23 protein-coding genes are annotated in these 26,131 nt (G+C 63.4%); 12 read left to right on the plus strand and 11 right to left on the minus strand.

Annotated elements, in window-relative coordinates; all coding sequences use genetic code 11:
• Positions 1-28: 28 nt before the first annotated feature.
• Positions 29-1,264: an alanine racemase gene (alr, locus tag V1294_RS24080; RefSeq protein ID WP_334500587.1), complete on the plus strand. Its 1,236-nt coding sequence runs from the start codon at positions 29-31 to the stop codon at positions 1,262-1,264.
• Between the two features lie 162 nt (positions 1,265-1,426).
• On the opposite strand, the gene V1294_RS24085 is transcribed toward alr, so the two are convergent.
• On the minus strand, positions 1,427-1,648 hold the full coding sequence (locus tag V1294_RS24085) for a cysteine rich repeat-containing protein (protein WP_334480063.1): 222 nt from the start codon (positions 1,646-1,648) through the stop codon (positions 1,427-1,429).
• Positions 1,649-1,695: 47 nt separating this feature from the next.
• Here V1294_RS24085 and V1294_RS24090 point away from each other — a divergent pair, with 47 nt between their 5' ends.
• The gene (locus tag V1294_RS24090; RefSeq protein ID WP_334500588.1) at positions 1,696-2,466 is read left to right on the plus strand and encodes an exodeoxyribonuclease III; all 771 of its coding nucleotides are present in this window, start codon (positions 1,696-1,698) and stop codon (positions 2,464-2,466) included.
• A gap of 14 nt (positions 2,467-2,480) precedes the next feature.
• Here the strand turns inward: V1294_RS24090 and V1294_RS24095 are convergent, their stop codons facing one another.
• Positions 2,481-4,745 (minus strand): fused MFS/spermidine synthase, encoded by a 2,265-nt coding sequence (locus V1294_RS24095; RefSeq protein WP_334500590.1) that lies wholly within the window; start codon positions 4,743-4,745, stop codon positions 2,481-2,483.
• 137 nt (positions 4,746-4,882) lie between these two features.
• Positions 4,883-5,332 (minus strand): cupin domain-containing protein, encoded by a 450-nt coding sequence (locus V1294_RS24100; RefSeq protein ID WP_334480057.1) that lies wholly within the window; start codon positions 5,330-5,332, stop codon positions 4,883-4,885.
• Positions 5,333-5,497: 165 nt separating this feature from the next.
• Here V1294_RS24100 and V1294_RS24105 point away from each other — a divergent pair, with 165 nt between their 5' ends.
• Positions 5,498-6,226 carry an adenylate/guanylate cyclase domain-containing protein gene (locus tag V1294_RS24105; RefSeq protein WP_334504794.1) on the plus strand — a complete coding sequence of 243 codons (729 nt, stop codon included), beginning with the start codon at positions 5,498-5,500 and terminating at the stop codon, positions 6,224-6,226.
• 21 nt (positions 6,227-6,247) lie between these two features.
• Here the strand turns inward: V1294_RS24105 and V1294_RS24110 are convergent, their stop codons facing one another.
• Positions 6,248-6,616 carry a GFA family protein gene (locus tag V1294_RS24110; protein WP_334480055.1) on the minus strand — a complete coding sequence of 123 codons (369 nt, stop codon included), beginning with the start codon at positions 6,614-6,616 and terminating at the stop codon, positions 6,248-6,250.
• A gap of 93 nt (positions 6,617-6,709) precedes the next feature.
• Between V1294_RS24110 and V1294_RS24115 the strand changes: the two genes are divergently transcribed.
• The 7 genes from V1294_RS24115 to V1294_RS24145 all read left to right on the plus strand — a co-directional run bounded on the left by V1294_RS24115 (position 6,710) and on the right by V1294_RS24145 (position 14,905).
• Positions 6,710-7,432: a sulfite exporter TauE/SafE family protein gene (locus V1294_RS24115; RefSeq protein WP_334500592.1), complete on the plus strand. Its 723-nt coding sequence runs from the start codon at positions 6,710-6,712 to the stop codon at positions 7,430-7,432.
• A gap of 137 nt (positions 7,433-7,569) precedes the next feature.
• Complete coding sequence (locus tag V1294_RS24120) at positions 7,570-8,454, plus strand: prohibitin family protein (protein ID WP_334480050.1); 885 nt, start codon at positions 7,570-7,572, stop codon at positions 8,452-8,454.
• Between the two features lie 215 nt (positions 8,455-8,669).
• A complete protein-coding gene (locus tag V1294_RS24125) occupies positions 8,670-10,073 on the plus strand; it encodes an adenylate/guanylate cyclase domain-containing protein (RefSeq protein ID WP_334500593.1) in 1,404 nt (467 codons plus the stop codon).
• Positions 10,074-10,181: 108 nt separating this feature from the next.
• Complete coding sequence (gene radA, locus V1294_RS24130) at positions 10,182-11,657, plus strand: DNA repair protein RadA (protein WP_108517477.1); 1,476 nt, start codon at positions 10,182-10,184, stop codon at positions 11,655-11,657.
• A 164-nt stretch (positions 11,658-11,821) separates the two neighbouring features.
• Positions 11,822-12,451 (plus strand): CvpA family protein, encoded by a 630-nt coding sequence (locus V1294_RS24135; protein ID WP_247778316.1) that lies wholly within the window; start codon positions 11,822-11,824, stop codon positions 12,449-12,451.
• A gap of 31 nt (positions 12,452-12,482) precedes the next feature.
• Positions 12,483-13,988, plus strand: coding sequence for an amidophosphoribosyltransferase (gene purF / locus V1294_RS24140; protein ID WP_442895459.1), 1,506 nt, complete (start codon positions 12,483-12,485; stop codon positions 13,986-13,988).
• Between the two features lie 176 nt (positions 13,989-14,164).
• Positions 14,165-14,905, plus strand: a complete 741-nt coding sequence (locus V1294_RS24145) for an SDR family NAD(P)-dependent oxidoreductase (protein WP_334500599.1) — start codon at positions 14,165-14,167, stop codon at positions 14,903-14,905.
• Between the two features lie 40 nt (positions 14,906-14,945).
• Here the strand turns inward: V1294_RS24145 and V1294_RS24150 are convergent, their stop codons facing one another.
• Positions 14,946-15,932 carry an IS481 family transposase gene (locus V1294_RS24150; RefSeq protein WP_334494773.1) on the minus strand — a complete coding sequence of 329 codons (987 nt, stop codon included), beginning with the start codon at positions 15,930-15,932 and terminating at the stop codon, positions 14,946-14,948.
• 287 nt (positions 15,933-16,219) lie between these two features.
• On the opposite strand from V1294_RS24150, the gene V1294_RS24155 reads away from it, so the two are divergent.
• Both V1294_RS24155 and V1294_RS24160 read left to right on the plus strand, forming a co-directional pair.
• Positions 16,220-17,287, plus strand: a complete 1,068-nt coding sequence (locus V1294_RS24155; RefSeq protein WP_442895460.1) for a hypothetical protein — start codon at positions 16,220-16,222, stop codon at positions 17,285-17,287.
• Positions 17,288-17,380: 93 nt separating this feature from the next.
• Positions 17,381-18,619, plus strand: coding sequence for an ABC transporter substrate-binding protein (locus tag V1294_RS24160; protein WP_334500604.1), 1,239 nt, complete (start codon positions 17,381-17,383; stop codon positions 18,617-18,619).
• Positions 18,620-18,702: 83 nt separating this feature from the next.
• Here the strand turns inward: V1294_RS24160 and V1294_RS38095 are convergent, their stop codons facing one another.
• From V1294_RS38095 to V1294_RS24190, 6 genes are all read right to left on the minus strand, one after another.
• Complete coding sequence (locus V1294_RS38095; protein ID WP_442895461.1) at positions 18,703-20,772, minus strand: autotransporter outer membrane beta-barrel domain-containing protein; 2,070 nt, start codon at positions 20,770-20,772, stop codon at positions 18,703-18,705.
• The gene (locus tag V1294_RS24170) at positions 20,660-21,973 is read right to left on the minus strand and encodes a beta strand repeat-containing protein (RefSeq protein WP_334500606.1); all 1,314 of its coding nucleotides are present in this window, start codon (positions 21,971-21,973) and stop codon (positions 20,660-20,662) included. Before V1294_RS24170 ends, V1294_RS38095 begins: the two co-directional genes overlap by 113 nt.
• Before the next feature lie 188 nt (positions 21,974-22,161).
• Positions 22,162-23,418: a TCR/Tet family MFS transporter gene (locus V1294_RS24175; RefSeq protein WP_334500608.1), complete on the minus strand. Its 1,257-nt coding sequence runs from the start codon at positions 23,416-23,418 to the stop codon at positions 22,162-22,164.
• Positions 23,415-24,800, minus strand: coding sequence for a ribosome biogenesis GTPase Der (der, locus tag V1294_RS24180; RefSeq protein ID WP_334500610.1), 1,386 nt, complete (start codon positions 24,798-24,800; stop codon positions 23,415-23,417). The genes V1294_RS24175 and der overlap by 4 nt, the downstream gene beginning before the upstream one ends.
• Before the next feature lie 55 nt (positions 24,801-24,855).
• Complete coding sequence (locus V1294_RS24185) at positions 24,856-25,371, minus strand: hypothetical protein (RefSeq protein ID WP_108517493.1); 516 nt, start codon at positions 25,369-25,371, stop codon at positions 24,856-24,858.
• A 33-nt stretch (positions 25,372-25,404) separates the two neighbouring features.
• Entirely contained in the window at positions 25,405-26,058 is a 654-nt protein-coding gene (locus tag V1294_RS24190; protein ID WP_334480034.1) for a tetratricopeptide repeat protein, read from the minus strand.
• Positions 26,059-26,131 lie beyond the last annotated feature (73 nt).

Below are 26,131 nucleotides of genomic sequence, written 5' to 3' on the forward strand. Positions count from 1 at the left end.
ATGGCGTTTCCCCGCGTAATACTGCGGCATGAACGTCGCCCCCGATCCCAAATCCATTCCGCAAGGCGCCCTGCTCTCGCCGGAGGCGAACCAGGCGGCTGCGCTCGTGACGGCCACCGGCGTGCTGACGGTCGATCTCGACGCCATCGTCGCCAACTGGCGCAAGCTCGAGAAGACGGCGGTGCCGGCCGAATGCGCCGGTGTCGTCAAGGCGGATGCCTATGGCTGCGGTGCCGAACAGGTGGCCCGCGCGCTTGCCGGCGCCGGCTGCAAGACGTTTTTCGTCGCCACCCTCGATGAGGCCCACGTGGTTCGCGCCGCGGCGCCCGCGGCCGCCATCTACGTGCTCGACGGCTTCTTCCAGAACACCGGCGAGGCCTACGCCAGGATCGACTGCAAGCCCGTGATCGGCGACCTCAACGAACTCGCCGAATGGGACGTGTTCTGCCGCCGCTCGGGTTGGTCGGGTGGCGCCGCCATTCACATCGATACCGGCATGAACCGGCTCGGACTGACGGTCACCGAGGCGCAGGGCATCATCCCGCGGATCAACGCCGGCGATCACGGCATCACCCTTGTCATGAGCCACCTCGCCTCCGCCGAACTGCTCAACAATCCCGCCAACGCCAGGCAGCTCACGGCTTTCCGCGAGATCGCGAGCCTGTTTTCCGGCGTACCGGCGTCGCTGGCGAATTCGTCCGGCGTGTTCCTGGGCGCTCAATTCCAGTTCGACCTGGTGCGGCCGGGCTGCGCGGTTTACGGCATCAATCCGACGCCCGAAGCCGACAATCCGATGCAGCCGGTCGTCGAATTGAAGGCGCGCATCGTGCAGATCCGCAATGTCGAGCGCGGCGATACCGTCGGCTATGGCGGCACCTGGACGGCGCGGCGTCCGACCAGATTAGCGATCGTTGCCGCAGGCTATGCCGACGGCTATTTCCGCGCCGCCAGCGCCAATGACGGCACCCGCGGCGCCGAGGTGGTGGTCGCCGGCAGGCGCTGCCCGATCGCGGGGCGGATTTCGATGGACCTGACGGCCGTCGACGTCACCGATCTGGACAAGAATGCCGTGCGGCGCGGCCATATGGTGACCCTGATCGGCGAAGGCATCACGGTCGACGAACTCGCCCACCATTTCGGCACCATCGGCTACGAAGTGCTGACCAGCCTCGGCAAGCGCTACGCGCGGATCTACAAGGGCGGCAATGCCACTGCAGAGCCCCCTGCTCCGCCTCCAGCGGAGCCGGCGGCCGCTTCCACCTAGACGGTGCATCGCAGGGCCTAGTTACAAAATCTGGAAAACAACCCCATGCAAAGTAGAATGAGCCCGGCTCGCAGCGCTCAGGGCCGCTTGCGCACGGGGCACGAGATGGTCCGTCGTCACAGCCCAACCTGATCTTATCCTGCTTTAGTGCGTTCGCTGCGCTTACTGCGCCTTCCGGCTGGCCAATACCTTCTTGCAGGCGTCGCTGAGCTGGTTCTGCTGCTTGGTCAGACATGCGACGACGCGACCGCCGCCGGGCGGCGTGCCGGCGCAATATTTGTCATAGTCCGCCTTGCAGGCGCCGCGCCCGTCGGCGGTTTGCGCAACTGCGGATCCGGAGCAACCCATGGCGAGCACAAGAACGGCGAAGCGCAGTTTCGACATGGAATCTCCAGATGTCCGCGAAGCACAGTGATGCCGGTTAGCTCTACATGAAGATCGCGACCTTCAACATTAATAATGTCAACCGCCGCCTGCCGAACCTGTTGCGCTGGCTGCGCGCGGCCAAACCCGACGTCGTCTGTCTGCAGGAACTGAAATCGACCGATGCCGAGTTCCCGATTCCGGCGATCGAGAAGGCAGGCTACGGCGCGGTGTGGCGCGGACAGAAGGCCTGGAACGGCGTCGCTATCCTGGCGCGCAATGCCGAGCCGGTATTGACCCGGACCGCGCTGCCCGGCGATCGCCATGATGACGAGGCGCGCTATATCGAGGCCGCCGTCAACGGCGTCATCGTCACCAGCATCTATCTTCCGAACGGCAATCCGCAGCCCGGGCCGAAATTCGATTACAAGCTCGACTGGTTCAAACGGTTGCGATCGCATGCTGGCAAATTGCTCAAGCAGGACATCCCGGTCGTGCTGGCCGGCGACTACAATGTCGCGCCGACGCCGTCAGATATCTATCCGACGAAATCCTGGGACAAGGACGCGCTGATCCAGCCGAAGAGCCGCGCGGCGTTCAAGGCGCTGGTGGACCAGGGCTGGACGGACGCGATCCGCACGCTGCATCCGGAAAAGCCGATGTTCACGTTCTGGGATTACAAGCGCAACCGCTGGCCGCGCGATGCCGGATTGCGGCTCGATCATCTGCTGCTCAGCCCGCAGATAGCGCCGCGCCTGCTCAAGGCCGGCGTCGATCGCAAGGTGCGCGGCGAGGAAGGCGCCAGCGACCATGCGCCGGCATGGATCGTGCTGAAGTAGCTGCCCGCAAGCCGCTACCCGCCAAATTTCTTGCGCAGCATAATGCCGAGAATGTTGGAATAGTCGTCCGTCCACAGCGCGCTTGCCCGGTCCGGATGCAGCGGCGTCCAGTTTTCTGCGACGCTTCCGGCATCGGCGGCGTCGCGCGCCATTACCACAAGGCGGGCATTGGCCTTCAACGTCACCATGAGATCACCGGCACTGTTGTCTTCGCGGATGAAGGCGACCAGCCCGTGGGAATGAGCAACGTTCGCCACCACCGGCGCCAGATCGAGGTAGCGATTGGAGATGTGCGCGATGATAACACCGTGCGGCGAAAGCCTCGAAAGATAACCTGCAAGCGCGTCACGCGTGAGCAGATGCACCGGAATGGAATCGGACGAGAAGGCATCCAGCACGATCAGGTCGTAACGGTCATGCGATGCTTCCAATGTCAGGCGCGCGTCTCCGGCCACCACGGGCGCATCGGGCGCGCAGCGTGACAGGAACTCGAAGCGACGCGGATCACGTGCAATGCGAATTACTTCCGGATCAATCTCGAAGAACGTCCAGAGCTCGCCGCCCTTGCGATGGCAGGCAAGCGTACCGGTGCCCAGGCCTACGACGGCAACGTGGTCCAGATTGCCGCGAACAGCGCGCGCGGCGCCGATGGCCTCCGAGTACGGACCCCCCGGATAGTAATACGTCTGCGGCAGCAGTGGACCGCTGATCGGCGTGCCGTCCTCGTTCCGCAAGCGCTGGGCACCATGAATCGTGGTGCCGTGATAAAGGACGCGGGCTCTGCCGTCGCCGACCTCGGCGACCTTATGGACGCCAAAGAAACTGCGTGCCGTTTCGATCGGCGCTAATCCAGGTCGCCACAGGGTGGTCACTGTAAAACTCAGGACGACCAGGCCGAAGAAGCGCATCGGCCGCTGCCGTTGAAACAGCATCGCGGCCGCCAGCAGCGCGAGCAGCACTTGAAACGGCAGCTCCAGCGTCGCTGGCGGCTGCAGGAGGGTGGCGTACCAGATCACCGCGAGCACCGCACTGAGCAGAAGCCACGGCGTCGTGTCTGTCAGCGCCTTGCGCAGCCCGCCGGCGAAGAAGCCGGGCATGCACAGCAGCGCCAGCGCGATCAGGATCGGATATTCGTAATTGCCGTTGAAAATCAGCGGCGCCACCAAGCCCGCGAAGGCGCCACCGATCACCCCGCCAAACGAGGTGCAGAGGTAGAATTCGGTCAATCGTCGAGGGTTTGGACGCCGGGCATAGAGTTCGCCGTGGCACATCAGCGTCAGCAGCGCGAAGGCGACGAGATTGAGGGCAATCGTGGTCAGCCAAAAGACCTTCTCCCCGCCGATCAGGCTCACCGCGAGCGGCGCCACCGCGAACGGAACAGACCGGACCACGCTGGCATGTGCGATCCATGGCCGCTCGCTAAACACAGCGACGAAAGTCAGCAGGAAGATCGCAAGCGGAACCACCCAGAGGAATGGAGCGGCAGCAATATCGGTCGTCATGTACGCCGTAACGGCGATGACTAGACCCGACGGAATGGCGGCCAGCGCAATCCAGCGCAGCCGCTCCCCTGCACTCGTGCGAACATCATCCGCAACTTCGGCCTGGGCCGTGGCAGGCACCGCGCGTGTGGCAAACAATCCGACGACACTCAAGAGAATGGCCAGCAGCGCAAACCCGATGGACCAGGCCGCCGTCTGCGTTTTCAGCGTCAGGAACGGTTCGATGACGACGGGATAGGCGAACAGCGCGGCGAACGAGCCAAGATTGGATGCAGCGTAGAGCACATATGGATTGCTCGCCTGTCGATGTCCGCTCGCGGCAAACCAGCTTTGCAGCAGCGGCGCACTGGCTGACAAGGTAAAGAACGGAAGGCCGATGGAAGCCGCGAACAGGCCGAACAGCCAAAGCGCCGTTCCATCCAGCGGCGGAGCACCCCATTCGGGCGCAATCGCGATCGGAAGCATCATCGCGGTTACACCGACCAGCAGAAGATGGAACATGACCGCCCGCCCGGGTAGCAACAGACGGTTCAACAGATGGGCGTAGGCGTAACCTCCCAGCAGCACCGTCTGAAAAAACACCATAGCGACCGACCAGACCGCCGGCGCGCCTCCGAGTTTCGGAAGCACCATCTTCGCAAACATCGGCTGGATCGAGAACAGAAGCAGTGCCGAGACGAATAACGTCGCGGCATAGAGCCATGACGTCAGTCGAGTTGTCGCAGCTTGCCGATCAACGACAGGCGAGATCCGATCCAAAGCATTGAAGAGCGACATCGATATCCCCAGCACCGGCAATTTTGGGTTGCACGGTAGCCAGTGACTCCTGAGAAAGGCTTAATCCGATCGCCGGGAAGCGGCCTCCGCCATGGTAAACGCCGCCTTGACCGCCGCCCGGTTTCGACCAGCGGAAATCAGCCCTTTTTGGTGTGCCCCCAGGCCGCGTCCCAATCTTCGCCGGCGGCATCGATGACGCGGCCGTCGGCCTCGAAGAACTTGTTCGGCACCTGGAAAATCGCGAGCATCAGCCCGCCTTCGGGGCACCAGGCGACGTGGCGGCTGCCCTCCTCGCGCCAGATGAATTCGCCGGCCTTGCATTCGATGCCCTTCGCCGGCCCTTCCTTGTCGACGAGCGAACCTTCCAGAACATAGGTCTGCTCGATGTTGACATGCTCGTGGTCGGGCAGCACCGCACCCGGCGCGAACCGCATCAGCGCGGTCATCAGGCCGGTCTTGCGATCGAACAGCAGCGTCTTGGCTTCGCAGCCGGGGAAACGGGTCTTCTGCCATTCCATGCTGTCGGGGCGGACGAGATGGGAATGCGTGTCTGCGGTCTGCGCGCCCTTCGGTGTCACGGCGTCCATGGCGATCCTCCGTTCCCGGTTATTTTGACGCGATCCTAGCAGCTTTGCGTTAAGCCGCCAGCCGGCAGGTGTGCGCTGCGGCGCTGCTGCCTTGCTCGCGCCTGTTCCGGACTGTAGGATCAGCCGATCTGCCGCTCGCGTGGATCACGGTCGAAAATGGCGGCTTTGCAACATTCGCGAATTTGTAAGGGGTGCTGGGAGCAGATGCATCTGCCGGTGCCGATTCGCGGCGTGATCTCGGCGCCCTTCCGCGCGTTCGGCGTTCGTCCGAGCCGGATGAACCCCAACACCTGCACCATCTGCGAGCTGATGTTCACGAAGGTGATGCGGGCCCGCAAGATCACCATCGACGCGACCATCATGTTTGCCGATCTGCGGGGCTATACCAGCCTGTCGCAATCACAGTCGCCGGATGCCGTCTCAGGCCTGCTCGACGCATTCTATGACGAATGTGCGAGCGCGATCTGGGAGCATGACGGGCTCCTCAACAAGACGATCGGCGACGCCGTGATGGCGGTCTTCAATTTTCCCCTGAAGCGGGAGGCGCATGCCAGAAGCGCCGTGCTCGCCGCACGCGACATTCAGAAGAACTGGCGCGACCGCCGGGAAGCTCTCGTTGCCGCGCACGGGCTCACTGCGAGCGAACTCGGGATCGGCATCGGCATCCACTCCGGCGAACTGAGTTTTGGCGAGTTCGGCCGATCGCACCGCGACCTGACGGCGATCGGCACGGTTGTGAACACCGCTTCCCGAGCCCAGTCGGTCGCCGAAGCCGACCAGATCCTCGTGACCAAGGCCGTCTTTGAACGCGCTCAGCCGGATTTGAAAGACAGCCACTCAAAGCCATACCAGCTCAAGGGATTCGACGTCCCGGTCGAGCTTTACGCCGCCTGACGCGAACGCGGCGGCCGCCTGTCACCACAGATTCTTGCCATCGATGACCGTCACCGGCACCGCATCGAGGTCGAAATCGTCGAACAGCCGCGCATTGACGCCGACCTTGGGGCTGTCGAAGTCCGGCTTGCCGGTCGACCAGTCCGGCGACTCCGAATAGGTGCCGCAGCCGCAGCCGGCGCAGAAATGATGTTTGACGGTGCGGCTGCCCCACAGGTAGGTCGCGACATTTTCCGGCGCCGACGTCAGGCGAAATTGCGCCGGCGTGTAATAGGCCCACAACGCGCCACGCTTGGAACACAGCGAGCAGGTGCAGCGTGTCACATCAGACGGCGCTTCGCTCACCTCGAATTGTGTGTTGCCGCAATGGCAGCTTCCCTTGATTGACACGACCGGCTCCTTTCCGAGTGATATTTAGACCTCGTAACCTGAGCCTGCTGCCACCATGATGTCAGCATCAGGGAATCGCGAAGGACAGCAACCTTGGGCTTCCTCTTCGTCCTCATCGTCGGCCTGCTCGCCGGCACCATCTCGGGCATTGTCGGCACGGGTTCGTCGATCATGCTGATGCCGGTATTGGTCTATCAATACGGGCCGAAGGAGGCCGTTCCGATCATGGCGGTCGCGGCCGTGATGGCGAACTTCTCGCGCATTCTCGCCTGGTGGCGCGAGGTTGACTGGCGGGCCTGCCTTGCCTATTCGGCCACGGGAATTCCGGCCGCTGCGCTGGGCGCGCGGACGCTGCTGGCGCTGCCGTCGCACGCCGTCGATATTGCGATCGGCCTGTTTCTGATCGCGATGGTGCCGGTGCGGCATTGGCTGGACCGTCACCAGATCAAGGCGCAGCTCTGGCACCTGGCGGTCGGCGGCGCCATCATCGGCTATATCACGGGCATCGTGGTGTCGACCGGGCCGCTTAGCGTGCCGTTGTTTCTGTTTTACGGGCTGAACAAAGGTGCCTTCCTCGCCACCGAAGCCGCAAGCTCGCTCGGGCTTTATCTGAGCAAGTCGGTCACTTTCGAACGCTTCGGCGCGCTGACCCCGGACGTTGCGCTAAAGGGCCTGATCGCCGGCTCCTCCCTCATGTTCGGCGCTTTCATCGCCAAACGTTTCGTGCTGCATCTCAAGCCCGACGTCTTCCGCCTCCTAATGGACGGCATCATGCTCGTCGCCGGCATCTCCCTGCTGTGGACGGCCTTTTCATAAGATCCCGCCGAAGCAGGCGCGTGATCTGAACCAATCGCGGTGAACAACCGACCAAGTGACGCGTGTCACATCCGTCAGGCAAATGACCATAGATCAATGCCGCACGGATAGCATCACCTACGTCTGGAGAGACCGAAATGCCCAGGGGAATCATCGGCGCCATCGCAGCCGTCATTGTCATCGTCATCATCGCGGCGGGAAGCTGGTACACCGTCGATCAGACCGAGCGCGGGGTGAGACTGCGTTACGGCGCGGTCATCGGCACCGCGCAGCCGGGCCTGGGCTTCAAGGTCCCGCTGATCGACAGCGTGGAGAAGGTCAGCGTCAAGACCTTCACCTATGCCTGGGACAAGATGAACTCCTACTCCTACGACCAGCAGCCCGCGGACCTCAAGATCAGCGTCACCTTGCGCGCCTCGCCCGACAAGGTCGCCGATCTCTATGCAAAATTCGGCGGACTGGACACCGCGGTCAAACAGGTGGTCAGCCCGGCCGTCAATCAGCAGGTCAAGATCGTGTTCGGCCGCTATACGGCGGTGAAGGCGATCCAGGAGCGCGGAATGCTCAACGCCGCGATCAAGGACGCCATCGCGGCGTCGCTGAAGGACGACCCGATGATCATGATCGAGAGCGTCCAGCTCGAAAACATCGAGTTCAGCGCGAACTATCTGCACTCGATCGAGCAGCGGATGCTGGCGGAAGTCGAGGTGCAGAAGCTGCAGCAGAACGCCGAGCGCGAAAAGGTGCAGGCGCAGATCACCGTCACCCAGGCCACCGCCAAGGCCAATGCCGTCCGCGCCGAGGCGCAGGCTGCGGCCGATGCCTTGCGGCTGAACGGTGAAGCCCGCGCCACCAACATCAAGCTGACCGGCGAAGCCGAAGCCGCCGCCATCGAGGCGCGCGCCAAGGCGCTCGGCACCAATCCGAACCTCGTTACCCTGGTGCAGGCCGAACGCTGGAACGGCGTGCTGCCGACCACCATGGTGCCTGGCTCGGCGGTGCCGTTCGTTTCGGTGAAGTGAGAGTCGAATAGTCGAGCGGACGATGCCGCACGAGCGCGGTATCGCTCTCGCCGGCCCAGACCGGCACCAAAGACCAACTTCCCGACCGCCTGACCACCGCCGCGTTTATCAGATATGACTCCGTTGATCGGTGGCCGCCGGTTCTCGGACGTGCCACCTTGATCGATGACTCCGTGCAAGTTGCACGATCTGATGCTCGACCGGGGAGAAGTGTCTTGAGCGTAGTAGCAGAAGCGGCTGATGTCCCCCATCCCGGTGGCCAACGGGCCGGGCGAACCTACGCCCAGCAAGACACCCAAAAGTTCGCCGAGGCGGCCATTGCAGACAGCAAGCGCGAGGGTCTGTTGCTCGCTGTCAGGGCCCGCTGGGTCGCGCTGGCGGTGATTGCCGTCAGCTTGCCGATCATCAACCCGAACTGGGACGTGATTTACTACATCATGATGCTCGGCCTGTTTGCCCTGATCGGCTGGGCCCAACTGAAGGTCGGCAAGGTGGGGCGGTCGCAGCCGGAGCTTTTCCTGATCTTTTGCGATCTGGCGTTGATTACCCTCCTCACCGTCGTGCCCAATCCGCTGAGTGCCGAAAGCTGGCCGATCGGCATGCAATTCCGGTTTGATACTTTCATCTATTTCTTTGTCTTCCTGGCAACCGCGACCCTTGCCTATTCGTGGCGAACGGTGGTCGCTATGGGCTTCTGGACCTCGGCCGTGTGGGCGATCGGCGTCGGCTGGGCCTACCTGCAGCCCGAAACCCACGCCGAGCTGTCGGAACGCGTGCGGGCCGCGATCGGCTCCGACGTCAGAATGTTCGACATCATCAACCCCACGGCGATCGACATTCGGGCGCGATTCCAGGAAATCATGGTGTTCCTGATCGTCGCCATGACGTTGGCGCTGGCGGTACGCCGCTCTAACGCCCTGCTGATCAGCCACGCCGGAATCGAGCGCGAACGGGCCAACCTCGCGCGGTATTTTTCTCCCAATGTCGTCCAGCAATTGTCTGGAAATGACGAACCTCTCAAGCAGGTCCGAACGCAGAATGTCGCGGTGCTGTTCGCCGACATCGTCGACTTCACCGCCTATACGGATGGCCGGAGCCCGATGGAGGTCATCGGGACGCTGCGACTTTTCCACGAGCGGATGGAACGGGAGGTGTTCCGGCATGGCGGAACGCTGGACAAGTATCTGGGCGATGGATTGATGGCGACGTTCGGCACGCCCTCCGCCAGCGATTCGGACGCCGGAAACGCGCTGCGCTGCGCGCAGGCCATGATCGCGTCGATCGGCGAGTTCAATCTCGAACGAAAAAATCGCGGCGAGCCGCCGATCAGGATCAGCGTCGGCCTGCATTACGGCCAGGTCGTACTTGGCGATATCGGCTTGAACCGGCTCGAATTCGCAGTCATCGGCACGACAGTGAATGCGGCAAGCCGGCTTGAATCGCTTACCCGCGAGCTTGGCTGCGCCATGATAGCCAGCGACGACCTGGTGCGGCAGGCGCGCGCGGAGGCCGCCAGTTCGGACTCCGACTTCGCGCTTCTCGCCGCCCAGCCGCCACGAACGATTCGCGGTCTCGAGCAACCGGTTGGCATCTGGACGTGTGCTGGCATCAATGCCTGATGCCCCGAAGACGATGGAGGCGTTTGCAAAGCGCTCTATCGCGTGGCGCGGCTTTTTTCGTGCTATGAAGTCCCGCCCGTTCCACCGAGACTGCGACTCACTCCCTCCATGGCCAAATCCACCCTCTCCTTTGTCTGCCAGAACTGCGGCGCGGCGTATAATCGCTGGCAGGGCAAGTGCGATTCCTGCAACGAGTGGAATACGCTGGCCGAGGAGGATACGACCGGTGCGACCTCGATGCCGGTGTCGGTCCGCTCCCGCCGCAAGGGCCGGACGTTCGCACTGGAATCGCTGACGGGAAAAAGCAACGACGCCCCGCGACTGTCCTCCGGAATGACCGAGCTCGATCGCGTCACCGGCGGCGGATTTGTCCGCGGCTCGGTCTTGCTGGTCGGCGGCGATCCCGGCATCGGCAAATCGACACTTCTCACGCAGGCCACCAGCATGCTGGCCCGCGCAGGTCACCGCGCGGTCTATATTTCGGGCGAAGAAGCCGTGGCGCAGGTGCGGCTGCGCGCCGAGCGGCTGGGATTGGCGGACGCACCAGTGCAGCTCGCCGCCGAAACCTCGGTCGAGGACATCGTCTCGACGCTGTCGGAGGGCGCGGTGCCGCGCCTGATCGTGATCGATTCGATCCAGACCATGTGGACCGATACGGTGGAATCGGCGCCGGGAACGGTGACGCAGGTCCGCGCCTCCGCGCAGGCGCTCATTCGCTTCGCCAAGAAATCGGGTGCAGCGATCATTCTGGTCGGGCACGTGACCAAGGACGGCCAGATCGCAGGTCCCCGCGTGGTCGAGCACATGGTCGACGCCGTACTGTCGTTCGAGGGCGAAGGCTCGCAACATTTCCGGATTTTGCGCGCGATGAAGAATCGTTTTGGCCCGACCGACGAGATTGGCGTGTTCGAGATGACGGGCCTGGGCCTTCGCGAGGTCTCCAACCCCTCCGAATTGTTCCTTTCTGAACGCGATCTGGGCAGCCCGGGCACGGCGGTCTTTGCCGGGATCGAAGGCACCCGCCCGGTGCTGGTGGAATTACAGGCATTGGTGGCACCGACCACGCTCGGCACCCCCAGGCGGGCCGTGGTGGGCTGGGACCCGAGCCGGCTGTCGATGGTGCTGGCGGTGCTGGAAGCCCATTGCGGGGTCAAATTGTCCGGCTACGACGTCTATCTGAACGTGGCCGGCGGCCTGCGGATCCAGGAGCCCGCGGCCGACCTCGCGGCGGCAGCCGCCCTGGTGTCATCCTTGGTGAACGCACCGTTACCGACAGATGCGGTCTATTTCGGCGAGATTTCGCTCTCGGGCGCGGTCCGGCCGGTGGCGCAGACCTCCGCCCGATTGAAGGAGGCCGCAAAACTGGGATTTGGCCGCGCCATTCTGCCCGAATCGGCTCGCGGCGAGATCGGCTCCGACGGCGGCCTGGTACTGAACAGCGTTGGTGGATTGACCAGCCTGGTCGCCGAAATCGCCGCGCGTGGTAGCCCAAGAAATGCCGGGGCCGGCAACCGGGAAGCCAATCGCGAGGGTGTGACGGAGAAAAATGCCACACCGGCGCGATTCCGTCGTGAAAACAGCTAAAGCGGCGTGACGCGCCCCGCCCTCGCCGCTATACAACGCGCGCGAAAGGCGGGCGGGATGGTACAATATCCGGCCTTGCGGGATGCGCCTTCTGCCCCTCACTTGGGGTGACCCTGACCCGTCGATTCGCTGCTTGAGAACTTACGAGCGGACCTGACCAGCCGATGCCGATAACGATACTCGATCTCGTCCTGCTCGGAGTGATGCTGATTTCGGGGCTGCTCGCCATGGTGCGCGGCTTCATGCGCGAAATCCTGTCGATCGCGGCATGGGGCGCGGCGGCGCTGGTCACGCTGTATGCCTTCTCGAAGCTGCTGCCGACCGCCAAGGCCTATTTCAACAACGACACGGTGGCGTCCGTGGTGGTGGTGGCCGGCACCTTCATCGGCACCTTGATCGTGGTCTCCGTCATCACGGTGCGGATTTCGGACATGATCCTGGATTCCCGGATCGGCGCGCTGGATCGCACGCTCGGCTTCCTGTTCGGGCTCGGCCGCGGCCTCCTGATCGTGGTGGTCGCCTTCCTGTTCTTCAGCTGGCTGGTCCCGGACAAGCAGCGGCCGGACTGGATCACCGGTGCGAAATCCCGGGTGGTCCTGCAGGGAACCGGGGATTGGTTAATGTCGCTCTTGCCGGACGACCCCGAGAACACCATCTTAAAGAGATTCAAGAAGAATAAACCGGAAGACGACCAAACTGACGCCGACCAGGCAGCCCCTGCGTCCGGCGATGGCTACAGTAAACCTGCCCGCGACAGCCTTAAAAAGCTGATCGAGAAACCCGCGGCACGCTAATTCTGGCCAAGATAGAGAGGCGATGGACGCGATGCAAAACCCTTCCGATCCCGCCGGCCAACTCGATGTAAATGCTGGCATCGAGTTGCAGGACGATCTCGAAGGCGACACGCTACGCGAGGAATGCGGCGTGTTCGGCATTTTCGGCCACCCCGAGGCCGCCGCCATCACAGCGCTGGGACTGCACGCCCTTCAGCATCGCGGCCAGGAGGCCGCCGGCATCGTCTCCTTCGACGGCAGCCGTTTCCATTCCGAACGCCGCCTCGGTCTCGTCGGCGACACCTTCTCCCGCCGCGAAGTGATCGAACGCCTGCCCGGCATCATGGCCGTCGGCCATGTCCGCTATTCCACGACAGGCGCGAACATCCTGCGTAACGTCCAGCCGCTGTTCGCCGAACTCAACGCCGGCGGTTTCGCGGTCGGCCACAACGGCAACCTCACCAACGGGCTGACGCTGCGCCGCGAACTGGTCAAGAACGGCGCCATGATGCAGTCGAGCAACGACACCGAGGTGATCCTGCATCTGGTCGCGCAATCCAGGCGTGGCCGTTTCATCGACCGCTTCATCGAATCGCTGCGCGCGATCGAAGGCGCTTACGCGCTGGTCGCGCTCACCAACAAGAAGCTGATCGGCGCGCGTGATCCGCTCGGCATCCGCCCGCTGGTGCTCGGCGACCTCGACGGCCGCCCGATCCTGACCTCGGAAACCTGTGCGCTGGACATGATCGGCGCCAAGTATGTCCGCGACATCGAGCCCGGCGAAATCATCGTGTTCGACGAAGCCGGCGCCAACAGCCACAAGCCGTTCCCGCCGAAGCCGCCGCGGCCCTGCATCTTCGAATACATCTACTTCTCGCGGCCGGACTCGATTGTCGGCGGCCGCTCGGTCTACGACGTCCGAAAAGCCTTCGGCGCGCAGCTCGCCCGCGAAAGCCATGTCGAAGTCGACGTCGTGGTGCCGGTGCCGGATTCCGGCGTTCCTGCCGCGCTCGGTTACAGCCAGCATTCCGGCGTGCCGTTCGAACTCGGCATCGTCCGAAACCACTATGTCGGCCGCACCTTCATCCAGCCGACCCAGAGCGTGCGCGAACTCGGCGTGCGCATGAAGCATTCGGCCAACCGCGCCGCCATCGAAGGCAAGCGCATCATCCTGATCGACGACTCGCTGGTGCGCGGCACCACGTCGAAGAAGATCGTCCGCATGATGCGCGACGCCGGCGCCCGCGAGGTGCACTTCCGGCTCGCTTCGCCGCCGATCCTGTATCCCGACTATTACGGCATCGATCTGCCGGACCGCGGCGGACTTCTCGCCGCGACCCACTCGCTGGAAGAGATGCGCGACATCATCGGCGCGGATTCGCTGGCGTTCCTGTCGATCGACGGCATGTACCGCGCCATGGGCGAGCCGGGCCGCGATCCCGCCAATCCGAAGTTCTCCGACCACTGCTTCACCGGCGCCTATCCGACCCACCTCACCGACCAGACCCAGGTCGAACCGCAGCCCCGGCAATTGTCGCTGCTGGCGGAAGCGAGCTGAGGCGACCATCGCTGTCGTCCCTGCCTAGGGCGCAATTGCGCTCCGGAGCAGGGACCCATAACCACCGGCCTTCGTTTTTTCGGACGCCATAGCGACAAATACAGTCTGCCATCATAACTTTCACGGCGTATGGGTCCCTGCGTTCGCAGGGACGATCGTGGAGAGAGCCTCGTCCAATGACCAAACCCCTCGCCTCCCGCATCGCCCTCGTCACCGGCGCCTCGCGCGGCATCGGCTACGCTACCGCCCGCGCGCTCGCCCGCGCCGGCGCGCATGTCGTGGCCGTCGCGCGCACGCAAGGCGGGCTGGAGGAACTCGACGACGAGATCCGGAAGGACGGCGGCAGCGCTACGCTGGTGCCACTGAACCTCACCGATTTCGACGGCATCGCGCGGCTCGGCGCGGCGCTGCATGAGCGCCACGGCAAGCTCGACATTCTCGTCGGCAATGCCGGCATCGCCGGCCCCTCCTCGCCACTCGGCCATATCGAACTGAAGCCCTGGAACGACGTGATGGCGATCAACGTCACCGCGAACTTCCAGCTCATCCGCTGCATGGACCCGCTGCTCAGGGTCTCGGACGCGGGCCGCGCCGTGTTCGTAACCTCGGGCGCCGCGAGCAAGGCGAACGCCTATCAGGGTCCCTACGCGGCCTCGAAGGCCGCGCTGGACACGCTGGTGCGTTCCTGGGCCAACGAGACCGTGAGCACGAAACTGCGCGTCAACCTGTTCAGCCCCGGCCCGATCCGCACCCGCATGCGCGCCAGCGTATTTCCCGGCGAAGACCCGATGACGCTGGATACGCCGGAACAGGCGGCGGAATTCATCGTGCCGATGTGCGGGCCTGAGTGGGACGAGACCGGCAAACTCTATGACTACAAAAGCCGCACGCTGATGAGTTTTCATCCGCCGGCGTGAGCGTCTTGCAAGACTCCTCCGTCATTGCTGTCGATGTTCACTAATTCGCTGATTGGATCGCGGTGGCCTTGGTAGCGGCGAAGGCCTTGGGAGTTTGCCCTGCCAAGGCCTGATGGGGCCTGTGGTTGTTGTAGTAGATCAGGTACTCGAACAGTTCGTTGGCGAAGTGGTCGAGATTGTCGAAGGTGGCGCCCTCGATGACGTCCTCATCGAGCGTGCGCCAGAAGCGTTCGACCTTGCCGTTGGTCTGCGGCCGATAGGGCCTGGTGTAGCGGTGTTTGATGCCGAGCTCGAGCAGCATGGCCTCGAACGGATGCTCGTCCGGCTTGGTGCGGGCGGCGAACTCGGCGCCGTTGTCGGACAGGATTTCGGTAAAGACGAGCCCGTAGGTGACGTTGAGGGTGTTGATCATTTTCAGGGTCTTGAACATGACCGGCAGCGCCTTCTTGGAGGTCAGGACCTCGGCCCAGGCCAGCCGCGAGCAACTGTCGATCAGGCTGACGATGTAGGCCGTGGCCGGGGGTGGCGCGAGAAACATATCGCGCGGCAATTGATGCAGATCGACGTGGCCGAGCTCTCCGAGCTTGTCCTTGATAATGCGGCGTTTCTCCTCGCGCATCGCCGGCGTGCGGCGGTTCAGCCCATAGCGTGTCAGCACCCGATAGATGGTCGAGGGCGAGGGTATCGTGTCGCGCCGCTCGCGCAAGACGGCATGGATCTCGTAGCGGTTCATACCCTTCTGCCGGCATGCAACGATCTCCGCCTCGATGCCCTCTGGCTCGCGCCGTTCCCGCCATTTGGGTCCACGGCGGCGCGGCAACAAATCTGCCTCATCGCCGCTCTGCAGATAGCGGTTGTAATACTTGCGGAACGTCTGCGAGCAGGTTCCGTGGTGGCGGTAGAAATCCCCAACCCGCTTGAACAGCTTCGACCGGCCCGCCTTTACCGCCTCGTACTCCGGGATCAGGAACCGCCACTTCTGCAGGTAATTGCGTTCAATCGTCCGGTCATAGCTGTTATCGCGCATTGGATCGTCCTCCAGAGGAGCGATCCAATCAGCGAATTAGTGAACATGCACAATTGCGAGCGCAGCGAAGCAATCCATTGTGCCGCTTGTTGAGACTTGGATTGCTTCGCTGCGCTCGCAATGACGGAGTCAGACCGTTGACTCCCAGGCCTCCCCACGATTGACTGCCCCTCCCAAGCGGGAGAAGCCCCGCCAAGAAAAACCATCGGGAGGCACTCATGACGCCGACGCGTAATCGCGCCCGCCAACATCTCTCCAAAGCCGTTTCCGCCTGCTTCGCCGCCGCAATGCTGATTGCGACGCCCGCACCGTCGCGCGCCGGCGACGTCCCGACCTTCGCCGTCGATGCGTCCTGGCCAAAACCACTGCCGAACAACTGGATCCTCGGTCAGGTCGGCGGCATCACCGTCGATGCGCAGGGCCACATCTGGGTGATCCATCGCCCGCGCTCGCTCACCGACGATGAGAAGGGTGCTGCGCTGAATCCACCTCGCTCCAAATGCTGCGTGTCGGCGCCGCCGGTGCTCGAGTTCGATGCCGACGGCAATCTGCTGCGCTCTTGGGGCGGCCCCGGCGAAGGCTATGAATGGGTCGGCCGTGAACACGGCATCGAAGTGGATGAGAAAGGTTTCGTGTGGGTCGGCGGCAATGCCGACAACGACAACGCGATCCTGAAATTCACCCTCGACGGCAAGTTCGTGATGCAGATCGGCAAGATCGCGCCGAGCAAGGGCTCTGGCGACACCACGCAGCTCGGCAAGCCCGCCGAGACCGCGGTCGACAAGGACGCCAATGAAATCTTCGTTGCCGACGGCTACGGCAATCGCCGCATCATCGTGTTCGACGCCACGTCAGGCGCCTACAAGCGGCACTGGGGCGCTTACGGCAAGCCGCCGAGTGATGACAAGCAGCCGCCATTTGATCCCAACGGGCCGCCTCCCCAGCAATTCGCCAATCCCGTCCATTGCGTAAAGCTTTCCAATGACGGGCTGGTCTATGTCTGCGACCGCATCAACAACCGCATCCAGGTGTTCAGGAAAGATGGAACCTTCGTTAAGGAATGGTTTTACGAAAAGAACACACTCGGCAACGGCGCAGTGTGGGATCTCGCAATCTGGCCCGACCCGAAGCAAACCTATTTGCTGAGCGCCGACGGCGAGAACAACGAAATCCGGGTGCTGAAACGGGACGATGGTACCGTGGTCGGCAGTTTTGGACGCAGCGGGCGCAATGCCGGACAGTTCCACTGGATTCACGCCATGGCGGTGGATGCCAGGGGCAACGTCTATACGGCCGAGGTCGACACCGGTAAGCGGATCCAGAAGTTCAAGCTGACCTCGGACGCGCTACGATAGGCGGATTGCCCGGCTCCACGAGAAGGACTATCGCAAAGCCGCTGGCAGGTTCCGAAAAGAGAGCCGGCGAACAACCATTTCTGGAGGAATACCATGACGATTAGAATTGCGCGGCGCTTCGCCGCCTCCGTGGCGCTTGCCGCACTCGGCCTCGCGACGCCAGCACTGGCCCAAGACAAAACCATGGATAAGACCGTCAAGATCGGCGTGCTTAACGACATGTCGAGCCTCTATGCCGATATCGGCGGCCCCAACTCGGTGGTTGCGGTCAAGATGGCGGTCGAGGATTCGGGCCTCACCCAGAAAGGCTGGAAGATCGACGTCGTCAGCGGCGACCACCAGAACAAGCCCGACATCGGCACCAACATTGCCCGACAGTGGATCGACACGGAGAAGGTCGATGCGATCGCCGATACGCCAAACTCCGGCGTCGCGCTGGCCGTCAGCAACCTCGTCAAGGAAAAGAATGCGGTGCTGCTCAATTCCGGTGCAGCGACCGCCGATCTCACCGGCAAGGCCTGCACACCGAATACGATCTCCTACACCTACGACACCTACATGCTGGCGACCGGCACCGGCAAGGCACTGACCAAGGCGGGCGGCGATAGCTGGTTCTTCCTGACCGCCGACTATGCCTTCGGTCATGCGCTCGAGCGCGACACATCGGCGGTTGTGACCGCCAATGGAGGCAAAGTGCTCGGCGGCGTGAAGCATCCGTTGAACACGTCCGACTTCTCGTCCTTCCTGCTGCAGGCCCAGGCTTCCAAGGCGAAAGTCGTCGGCTTGGCCAATGCCGGTGGCGACACCACCAATGCGATCAAGCAGGCTGCAGAATTCGGCATCGTCGCAGCCGGCCAGAAGCTCGCCGCGCTGCTGCTGTTCATCAACGACGTGCATTCGCTCGGGCTGAAGACCGCGCAAGGCCTGACGTTCACGGAATCCTTCTACTGGGACCTCAACGACCAGACACGCGCCTGGTCGAAGCGGTTCTCCGCGCTCACCAGCAAGAACGCGATGCCGTCGATGACCCAGGCCGGCAACTACGCCATGGTGCTGCATTATCTCAAGGCGATGGAAGCGCTCGGCGGCAATCCCCATGACGGCGCCAAGGTCGTGGCCAAGATGAAGGAATTGCCGACCGACGATCCGCTGTTCGGCAAGGGCCCGCTGCGCGCCGATGGCCGCCGCATCATCCCGGCCTATTTGTTCGAAGTGAAGAAGCCCGACGAGTCGAAGGGACCGTGGGACTATTACAAGCAGATCGCCACGATCTCGGCGGAAGACGCCGCCAAGCCGCTCGAAGCCAGCGAGTGTCCGCTAGTGAAGAAGTAAATCAAGCAGAAGGCGGGCAAGGCCACTCGCGCCATGTGCCCGCCTTCCTCTAGATCAGGGATGAGCCCGCCGATCGGCGCTTCTCACCAAGCATAGCGCACCACGCCCTTTCCGGCGTAGCTTGAGGTGACATTCGAGAACTCACCCTCGAAGGTCGCGGCGAGCGAGAAACCGTTCAGCCATTTCGCTTCGGCCGTTGCTGATGCGAGCGCAGCGTCTCGCGCAGGCGAAGCACCGCCCACGACGAAGGATGTGCCCGGCAAGGTCTGGAAGGTGGCAGCGATGATGCGATCGATATTGTAGTCGTGTGCCCAGCCGAAGCGGCTGCGCAGGGTCAGCATCGCCCCCGGCAATGCGAACGATCGGTCGGTGCGGAATCCCAAGTCGGAGCGCGTCGAGATAACGCTTTTGGCCGCATAGGCCAACGCAAAGGTGTTGGCACCGACAATGGCCCGTTCGGCATAGCCCGGCAGTTCGAAGGTTGCGAACTGCGCAGCAGCATAGGGTGCAATGCCGATGCCGACCCACGGGGTGATGAAACGATAACCGCCCTCGAGACGCCCCGCCCACGCATTGGCGTTGAACTGCGCGCGCAACTGGTCACTGCCCGCAATCGTGACCGTTCGGTTCGTCGTGACATCCTGCCAGCCATAGGCCAGAGCGCCGGAAAAATACGCGGCGCCGGCCGTATGACGAACGTAGGCGCCGGCCTGAAACAGGTCGGAGCGTCCCGAACCAAGACCGTTGGCGACGACGAAGTTGGTGCCGCCGCCAGCCAGGGCGAACCCCAGTTGTGTGAATGGCGAGACCCGGTAATCGGCGCCGACGGCCGTGCCGGCTATGCGGCTGGTGGCAGTATTCGATCCCTGTACCGCATTGCCGTCGGTGGTCTGCGAGCCCCCATAGCCCGCGCCCCACACGCTCCAGCGTTGGCCGAAACTGACAGGCCCAGGCGCCTTGGTGATCATGGCGTAGGCGTCGCGCTCGGCAATGGGCCGACGGCGACCGCTGGCATAGCTATCGGCCGCTCCCTCTTCCTGGAATGAAGCGGCCGCCGGCGCGGTCCCGTCGCGTCCCGCGGTAAACGGATTGGCCAGCAAATTGACGAAGAGATTCATCGCGTCGAACGTCGTCTGCTGCGAACCCGTCGCCAACTCGCCCGAGACCTGCGTCAGGTTTGCCGGGACTTTGCCGACGAAGATGCCGCCGAATGACGCCGGCACGCTACCAAAGGAATTGAATGCCTTGTCGAGCGCGGTGGCAACGGCTCGCTGGTTGATGTTGAGGCCGGTAATCTCCCCAAGGCCCGAGCCTAGAACAAGCTGCACCGTGCCGCCCGAATAAGTGAGCGAACCGGAGACGCCCGTTGGCGTCGCGACGGAATCAAAGCGCGAACCGTTCAGCGTCGCCGCGGTGAGGATGGTATAGGGCGAATTGAACCGCAGGGTGCCGTTGACGAGCGCAACCTGAACGGTCCCGGCCAACGTCGCCGCCCCCGTCACATTGGTGAGGTCGGAAGCCGCCGACGACACCTCCACCAGGTAGGTCGAAGCCGCCGTGAAGACGAGGCTCCCCTGCACAGCGATCGTCCCGATCGAGTTGCCCGGCGCCAGCGTACCGCCGCCGATAACCGTGTTGCCGACAATGCCGTTGCCACCCAGCGTGCCGCCAACGTTGACCACGAGATTGCCGGCCGACGCTATGTTGCCGTTTACAACGAGCGCTCCGCTGTCGACATTAACGTCACCCGCGAAGGAGCCGGTGCCGCTTAGCGTCCAGACCGAATCGCCAACTTTATTGAACGCACTGAAACCCTGGTACTGAGCGGCGGCGCCCAGGGCGCTGATATCGAAAGTCGCGGCACCGCTGCCGCCGAGCTGGAACGTATCACTGCCCCCGCCGAGCACGTTGCCCGATATCACCGATCCCGGCGCGAGCGTGAGAACGTTGCCGCCGCCAGCGAACTGGATCGCGGCCGTTCCTCCAGTGATGGTGCCGGCATTGAACACGGTCGATCCACCCGTGCCCGCATAGATGCCGTTACCCGCGAGGCCGGAAATGGAGCCGTAATTGGTGACCGAGACAGACCCGAGGCTGGCGCGGACGCCAGTGTCGCCGCCGCTGATCTGCGCGCCGGCATTGTTGGTCACCACCGCACTCGTCTCGGCGCGAATGGCGTAGCCGAGGCCGCCGACGCTTATGTTTCCGGAATTGACGACGGTTGCGAGCGCCATTGCTGGCATAGATCCCGTTGTTGATCAGGCTCGTGATCTGCGCGCCAACGCCGTTGGTGACATTGATGTCGGTAAAGGCATAGATGGCGGTGTTGTTCAGGCCGGTAATCGTTCCCTGGTTGGTAACGTGGGCAAAACCCAAATTGGCAACCATGCCGCCGGTAATGCTTCCACTGGCGCCGTTCGCTATTGTCAGATTGGCATTCGCAGAGGCAGCAAAGCCGGTGGAGCTCGAGATAGTGCCGAAATTCGCTACCGAAACCGATCCGCTGTTGGTGTGGATCGCAGCCGTTGCGCCGGTAATCGTCCCGGCGGCGGCGTTGGCGACTTCCATATTGCCGGTCGCCTCCAGGCCATAGCTGGCAGTACCGGTAATCGCGCCGGCATTCGTGACATTCAGCAATTGGTTTGCCTGGACACCGCTTATCCCGCCGGAAATCAGGCCGCCCGCATTGTTGGAGACGATCCCCGTGCCGTAGGCAATGAAACCGTAAGAGGTGCCGATGATATTGCCGGCATTGGTGACATTCCCGACGGCGGAAAAGCCGGAATTAACGCCGAGATCGCCGGTGATGGTGCCGCCCGCATTGTTCGTAACCGTGGCATTGACGAAGGCAAATACGCCAATGTTTGCGTTGCCCGTGATCGTGCCGGAGTTGAGGACAGTCACACTGCCATTGTTCGAGCCGACGCCGGATACGGTAGTACCGGTGATGGTGGCGCCGGTGTTGTTGGTGACGGTGACGTCATCTTGAGAGAAAACACCGTTCGTTGCGCCGGTGATGCTTCCCGAATTGCTGACCGTCGCGCTGCCGATATTGATTCCGCTATTCGCACTTCCCGTGACAGAGGCACCGCTATCGACATTGATGACAATGCCGATCTGGTTGCCCGTTCCGTAACCGCTGGTCCCGTTCTGATCGGTCGTCACGCCTGAACATGTAATGGTCGTGCCCGGCGGAGGATTGGGGCTGTTGTCGGCCCCCGGCAAACAGACCGCAGAAGCCCCGCTCGTCAGCGCGAGCGTGGCGCAACCAACGATTGCAACAGCGGCGGCGGCTTGCCAAAACGGCAATCGCGGCCGGGGGAAACACCATGTCCGAACCGGCACGCGCGTCATTTGAATGGCTTGCTTCCGAGACGTCGGCGGCCCCGGCTTTCAATAGAAAAAATGAATCGACTGATTTACTTTATATACGGGAACCGCACTGCCGAAAGTTCCCGTGCAGTCCCGCGTGGCCCAAAGATCGAGAATCAGGAATCGCTGTTGCAAACTGGCCACAGTAGCAACCGCCCTATTCGCGGCAATCAGTCTGGCGAGCGGACGATCGCCAGCGTGCGCCACGCAATCACCAACCCCAGCCCCAATAACGCCGCCGCCAGCAGGAACGGCGCGCCCGGCATTTTCACCGGCGCCTGGTCGCTGATGAAATAGGCAAAGGTCAGCGTAAACAGAAACGGTCCTGCCATCTGGGCGATGCTGTTGACGCTGTTGGTCGCGCCCTGCAATTGGCCCTGCTGATCCGGAGCAACGAGCTGTGTCGTCAATGCCTGGATCGCCGCCCCCGCCACGCCCCACAGCGCCATCACGGGAATGCCGATCCAGAACAGCGGCCCGGTCGGGGCCGCGCCATAGATGAAGAATCCCAACGCGCCGCAAGCTAGGCCGAGCAATAGCGCGCGACGCTCGCCGAGACGCGACACGATCGGCCCGACGCCGGCGCCCTGCACCACCATGGCGCACACGCCGACCAAAGCCAGCGTGAGCCCTACCGTCGTCGTGTCCCAGCCATAGCGGTAGGTGGCATAGAGCACGAAGGTGGACGGCAGCACCACATGCGCGACCTGCCCGAAAAAATTCGCCAGCGACAGGCCCGCGAGAATCCGGTTCGAGCGCAGCAGATGCAGCGCGCCGAGCGGGCTGGCGCTTTTCCAATGGAATGGTGCGCGGCGTTCCAGCGCCAGAGACTCGGGGAGGATCAGCCAGCCGTAGAGCGTATTCGCAAAGCTCAAGCCTGCCGCGATCCAGAACGGCAGGCGCGGATCCATGCCGCCGAGCAGGCCGCCAATGGCGGGACCGAGAATGAACCCGGCGCCGAAGGCCGCGCCGATCTTGCCGAACACCGCGGCTCGCCGTTCCGGCGGCGTCACATCGGCGATATAGGCAAAGGCGGTCGAGATGCTCGCCGACGTAATGCCAGAGATCACCCGGCCGATGAACAGCCAGGTCAGCGACGGCGCCAGCGCCATCAGCACATAGTCCAGCGCCAATCCGAAATTCGACAGCAGCACCACCGGTCGCCGGCCGAAGCGGTCCGAGAGCGCGCCGAGGATCGGCGAGAACAGGAACTGCATCAGCGCCCAGGCGGTGCCGAACAGGCCGAAGATCCGGGCCGCCGTCGCCGTGTCGTTGTCGACAAAACTTTCCACGAGTTTTGGCAGGATCGGCAGGATCAGGCCGAGCGCCAACATGTCGAGCAGGATGGTGACGAAGATAAAGGCCGCCGCGCCGCTGCGCACCGGCGGCTTGTCGTCGGCAACAGCAGTGGACGCGTGTTCGCTCATGACGGCCGCTTGCGCTTGTGGACGAACGGATTGGCCTTTTCGCGCAGCGTGATCCGTATCGGCGTGCCCGGCAGGTCGAAGGCCTCACGCAGGCTGTTGGTGAGATAGCGCAAATAGGATTGCGGCACCGCATCCGCCCGCGAGCAGAACAAGATAAAACTCGGCGGCCGCGCCTTGGCCTGGGTAATGTAGTTCAGCTTCAGCCGCCGGCCCGACACCGCGGGCGGCGGATTGGCGTCGACCGCCTGCTCAAACCAGCGATTGAGCGCAGCCGTGGGTACGCGCTTGTTCCATACCGCATAGGCGTCCTGGATCGCGGTCATCAGGCGATCGATGCCCTCGCCCATCAGGCCGGACACGGCGACGATGGGGGCGCCCTTGACCTGCGGCAGCCAGTGATCGGCATCGCTGCGCAGCGCCGAAATCAGATGGGTCTTGCGCTCCATCAGATCCCATTTGTTGACCGCGAGCACGATCGCCCGCCCCTCGCGCTCGATCAGATCGGCGATGCGCAGGTCCTGTTCCTCGAACCGGTTCTGCGCGTCCATCATCATCACGACGACTTCGGCAAAGCGCACCGCGCGCAGCGCGTCCGCCACCGACAGTTTTTCCAATTTCTCCTCGATCCGCGAGCGCCGCCGAAGCCCTGCGGTGTCGAACACGCGGAACTCGCGGCCCTGCCAGGTGATCTCGACCGAGATGGAATCGCGGGTGGTGCCGGCCTCGGCGCTGGTCAACAGCCGCTCCTCGCCGAGCAGATGATTGATCAGCGTGGACTTTCCCGCATTGGGGCGGCCGACGATAGCGACGCGGATCGGACGCTGCGCGAGTTCCTCATCGGATACGATGATATCGTCGTCGTCGAACTCTTCACCCTCCTCAGCCGGCTCCGGCATCAGCGCGGCGAGCGCGTCGTAGAGATCGCTCAGGCCCTCGCCATGCTCGGCTGAAATCTGGATGGGATCGCCGAGGCCCAGCGCGTAGGATTCCATCGCGCCGACTTCGCCGTGCCTGCCCTCGCTCTTGTTGGCGACCAGCACCACCGGCTTGTTGGCGCGGCGCGCGAAATCGGCAAAGGCGCGATCGTTCGGCGTCAGCCCTGCGCGCGCGTCGATCACGAACATCAGCGCATCGGCCAGTTCGATCGCGGTTTCCGTCTGCTCCTGCATCCGTGCCGTGAGCGAGCCCTTGGCGCCCTCGTCGAGGCCGGCGGTGTCGATCACGGTGAATTCGAGATCGCCGAGACGTGCATTGCCCTCGCGGCGGTCGCGGGTAACGCCGGGCTCGTCATCCACCAGCGCGAGCTTCTGCCCAACCAGCCGGTTGAACAGCGTCGATTTGCCGACATTGGGTCGGCCGATGATGGCAATCGTAAAGGACATAAATGATCCAAACGCCCTTTTTTGAAGGGCGTGTCAATCGAACGAAAAGAAAGAATCAACGCGTGAACGTACCGCTCGGCATCGGCGCCGGGAACGCGGATTGTTGCGGGGACTGTGCAGGCGCCGCCGATTGATCGGGCGGCGGCGCGGTGGTCCGCTTGCGCGTGATCTTGGCCGGCTTGGGCGCCGGCGGCGCGGCGGCGGTGCTGCCTTCCTCCTCGGGTGCGGCGTCGGGGTCCGCAGCCGCAGGGGCGGCAGCCTGTTTGCCCTTGGATTTCGCGCCGCGCTTCGATTTCGGTTCTTCCGCCGGCGGAGGCGCGGTAGCGGCCTGCGCGTTCGGGTCGTCGACCTGCTGACGGGAGCCCTTGTAGAGATCCTTCGGCACGCCCTGCTCAAGGCCCGGCACGCCTTCGGGGAACACCGGCTTGCGGTCACCCGGCAGCTTCTTCTTGGTATCGAGGAAGTCGAGCAGATCGGACGGGTCGAAATTGCCCGTGCTGCCACAGCCTGCCAGCGCGCCCGAAAGCGCGATGAGGACGGCGGTTGCGATCAAACGTTGCGGGCGGCGCATACTGGGTTTCCCAATCAACTCGGTTTGTACGCGTCAGCTCTTGGCGACCGGCGGAAGCAAGGCCTGCAGCGCTTCGGCACGCGAGCGCAGGCTCGGCGGCGTTTCGCCGTCATTGGCGATCAGATCCAGCCATTGCCGCGTCGCCGCAGCATCGTTGGCGCGCCATGCCGACAGCGCCAGCAATTCGCGCGCGGTATGGCGGAAGGTGGCGCCAGCCGCAGCAGCGGCCTCGAGGCGCTCTTTCATGTTGGGATAGCTCGTGCTTTCCAGCAGCAACTGGGCGGCGCGAATCCGCGCCAGATCCTGCTCGGCAACGCCGACGCTGCGATCGGCGGTGATCTCATCGAACAGCTTTGCCGCGGCCTGCGGATCGCGGTTGGCGACTTCCGCCGCCATGCGCAACCGCGCCAACACGCGATAGCCGAACGGCGCCTTCGCCGCGAGATCGGCGAAGGCCGCTTCGGCCTCGGCGTGCTTGTTGGCTTCTGAAAGCTCCACGGCCTTGTCGAACGCAGCCCCCGCCTCGACCGCCTTCTTGGCCTCCAGATACTGGTAGCCACGCCAGCCGCCCACGGCGGCGATGATCAAAATCATGCCGGCAATGATATAAAGCGAGTATCGGTCCCACAGCTTTTTGAGCTGATCGCGGCGGACCTCCTCGTCTACTTCATCAAATAATTCAGACACTTAAAGGTATCCCATCCCCGAGGAACCGCGCCTTGGGCGGCAGCATCGTGCGCCCGATCCCCGCATCGCCGCG

The organism is Bradyrhizobium sp. AZCC 1678, from assembly GCF_036924765.1.
Taxonomy (GTDB): domain Bacteria; phylum Pseudomonadota; class Alphaproteobacteria; order Rhizobiales; family Xanthobacteraceae; genus Bradyrhizobium; species Bradyrhizobium algeriense.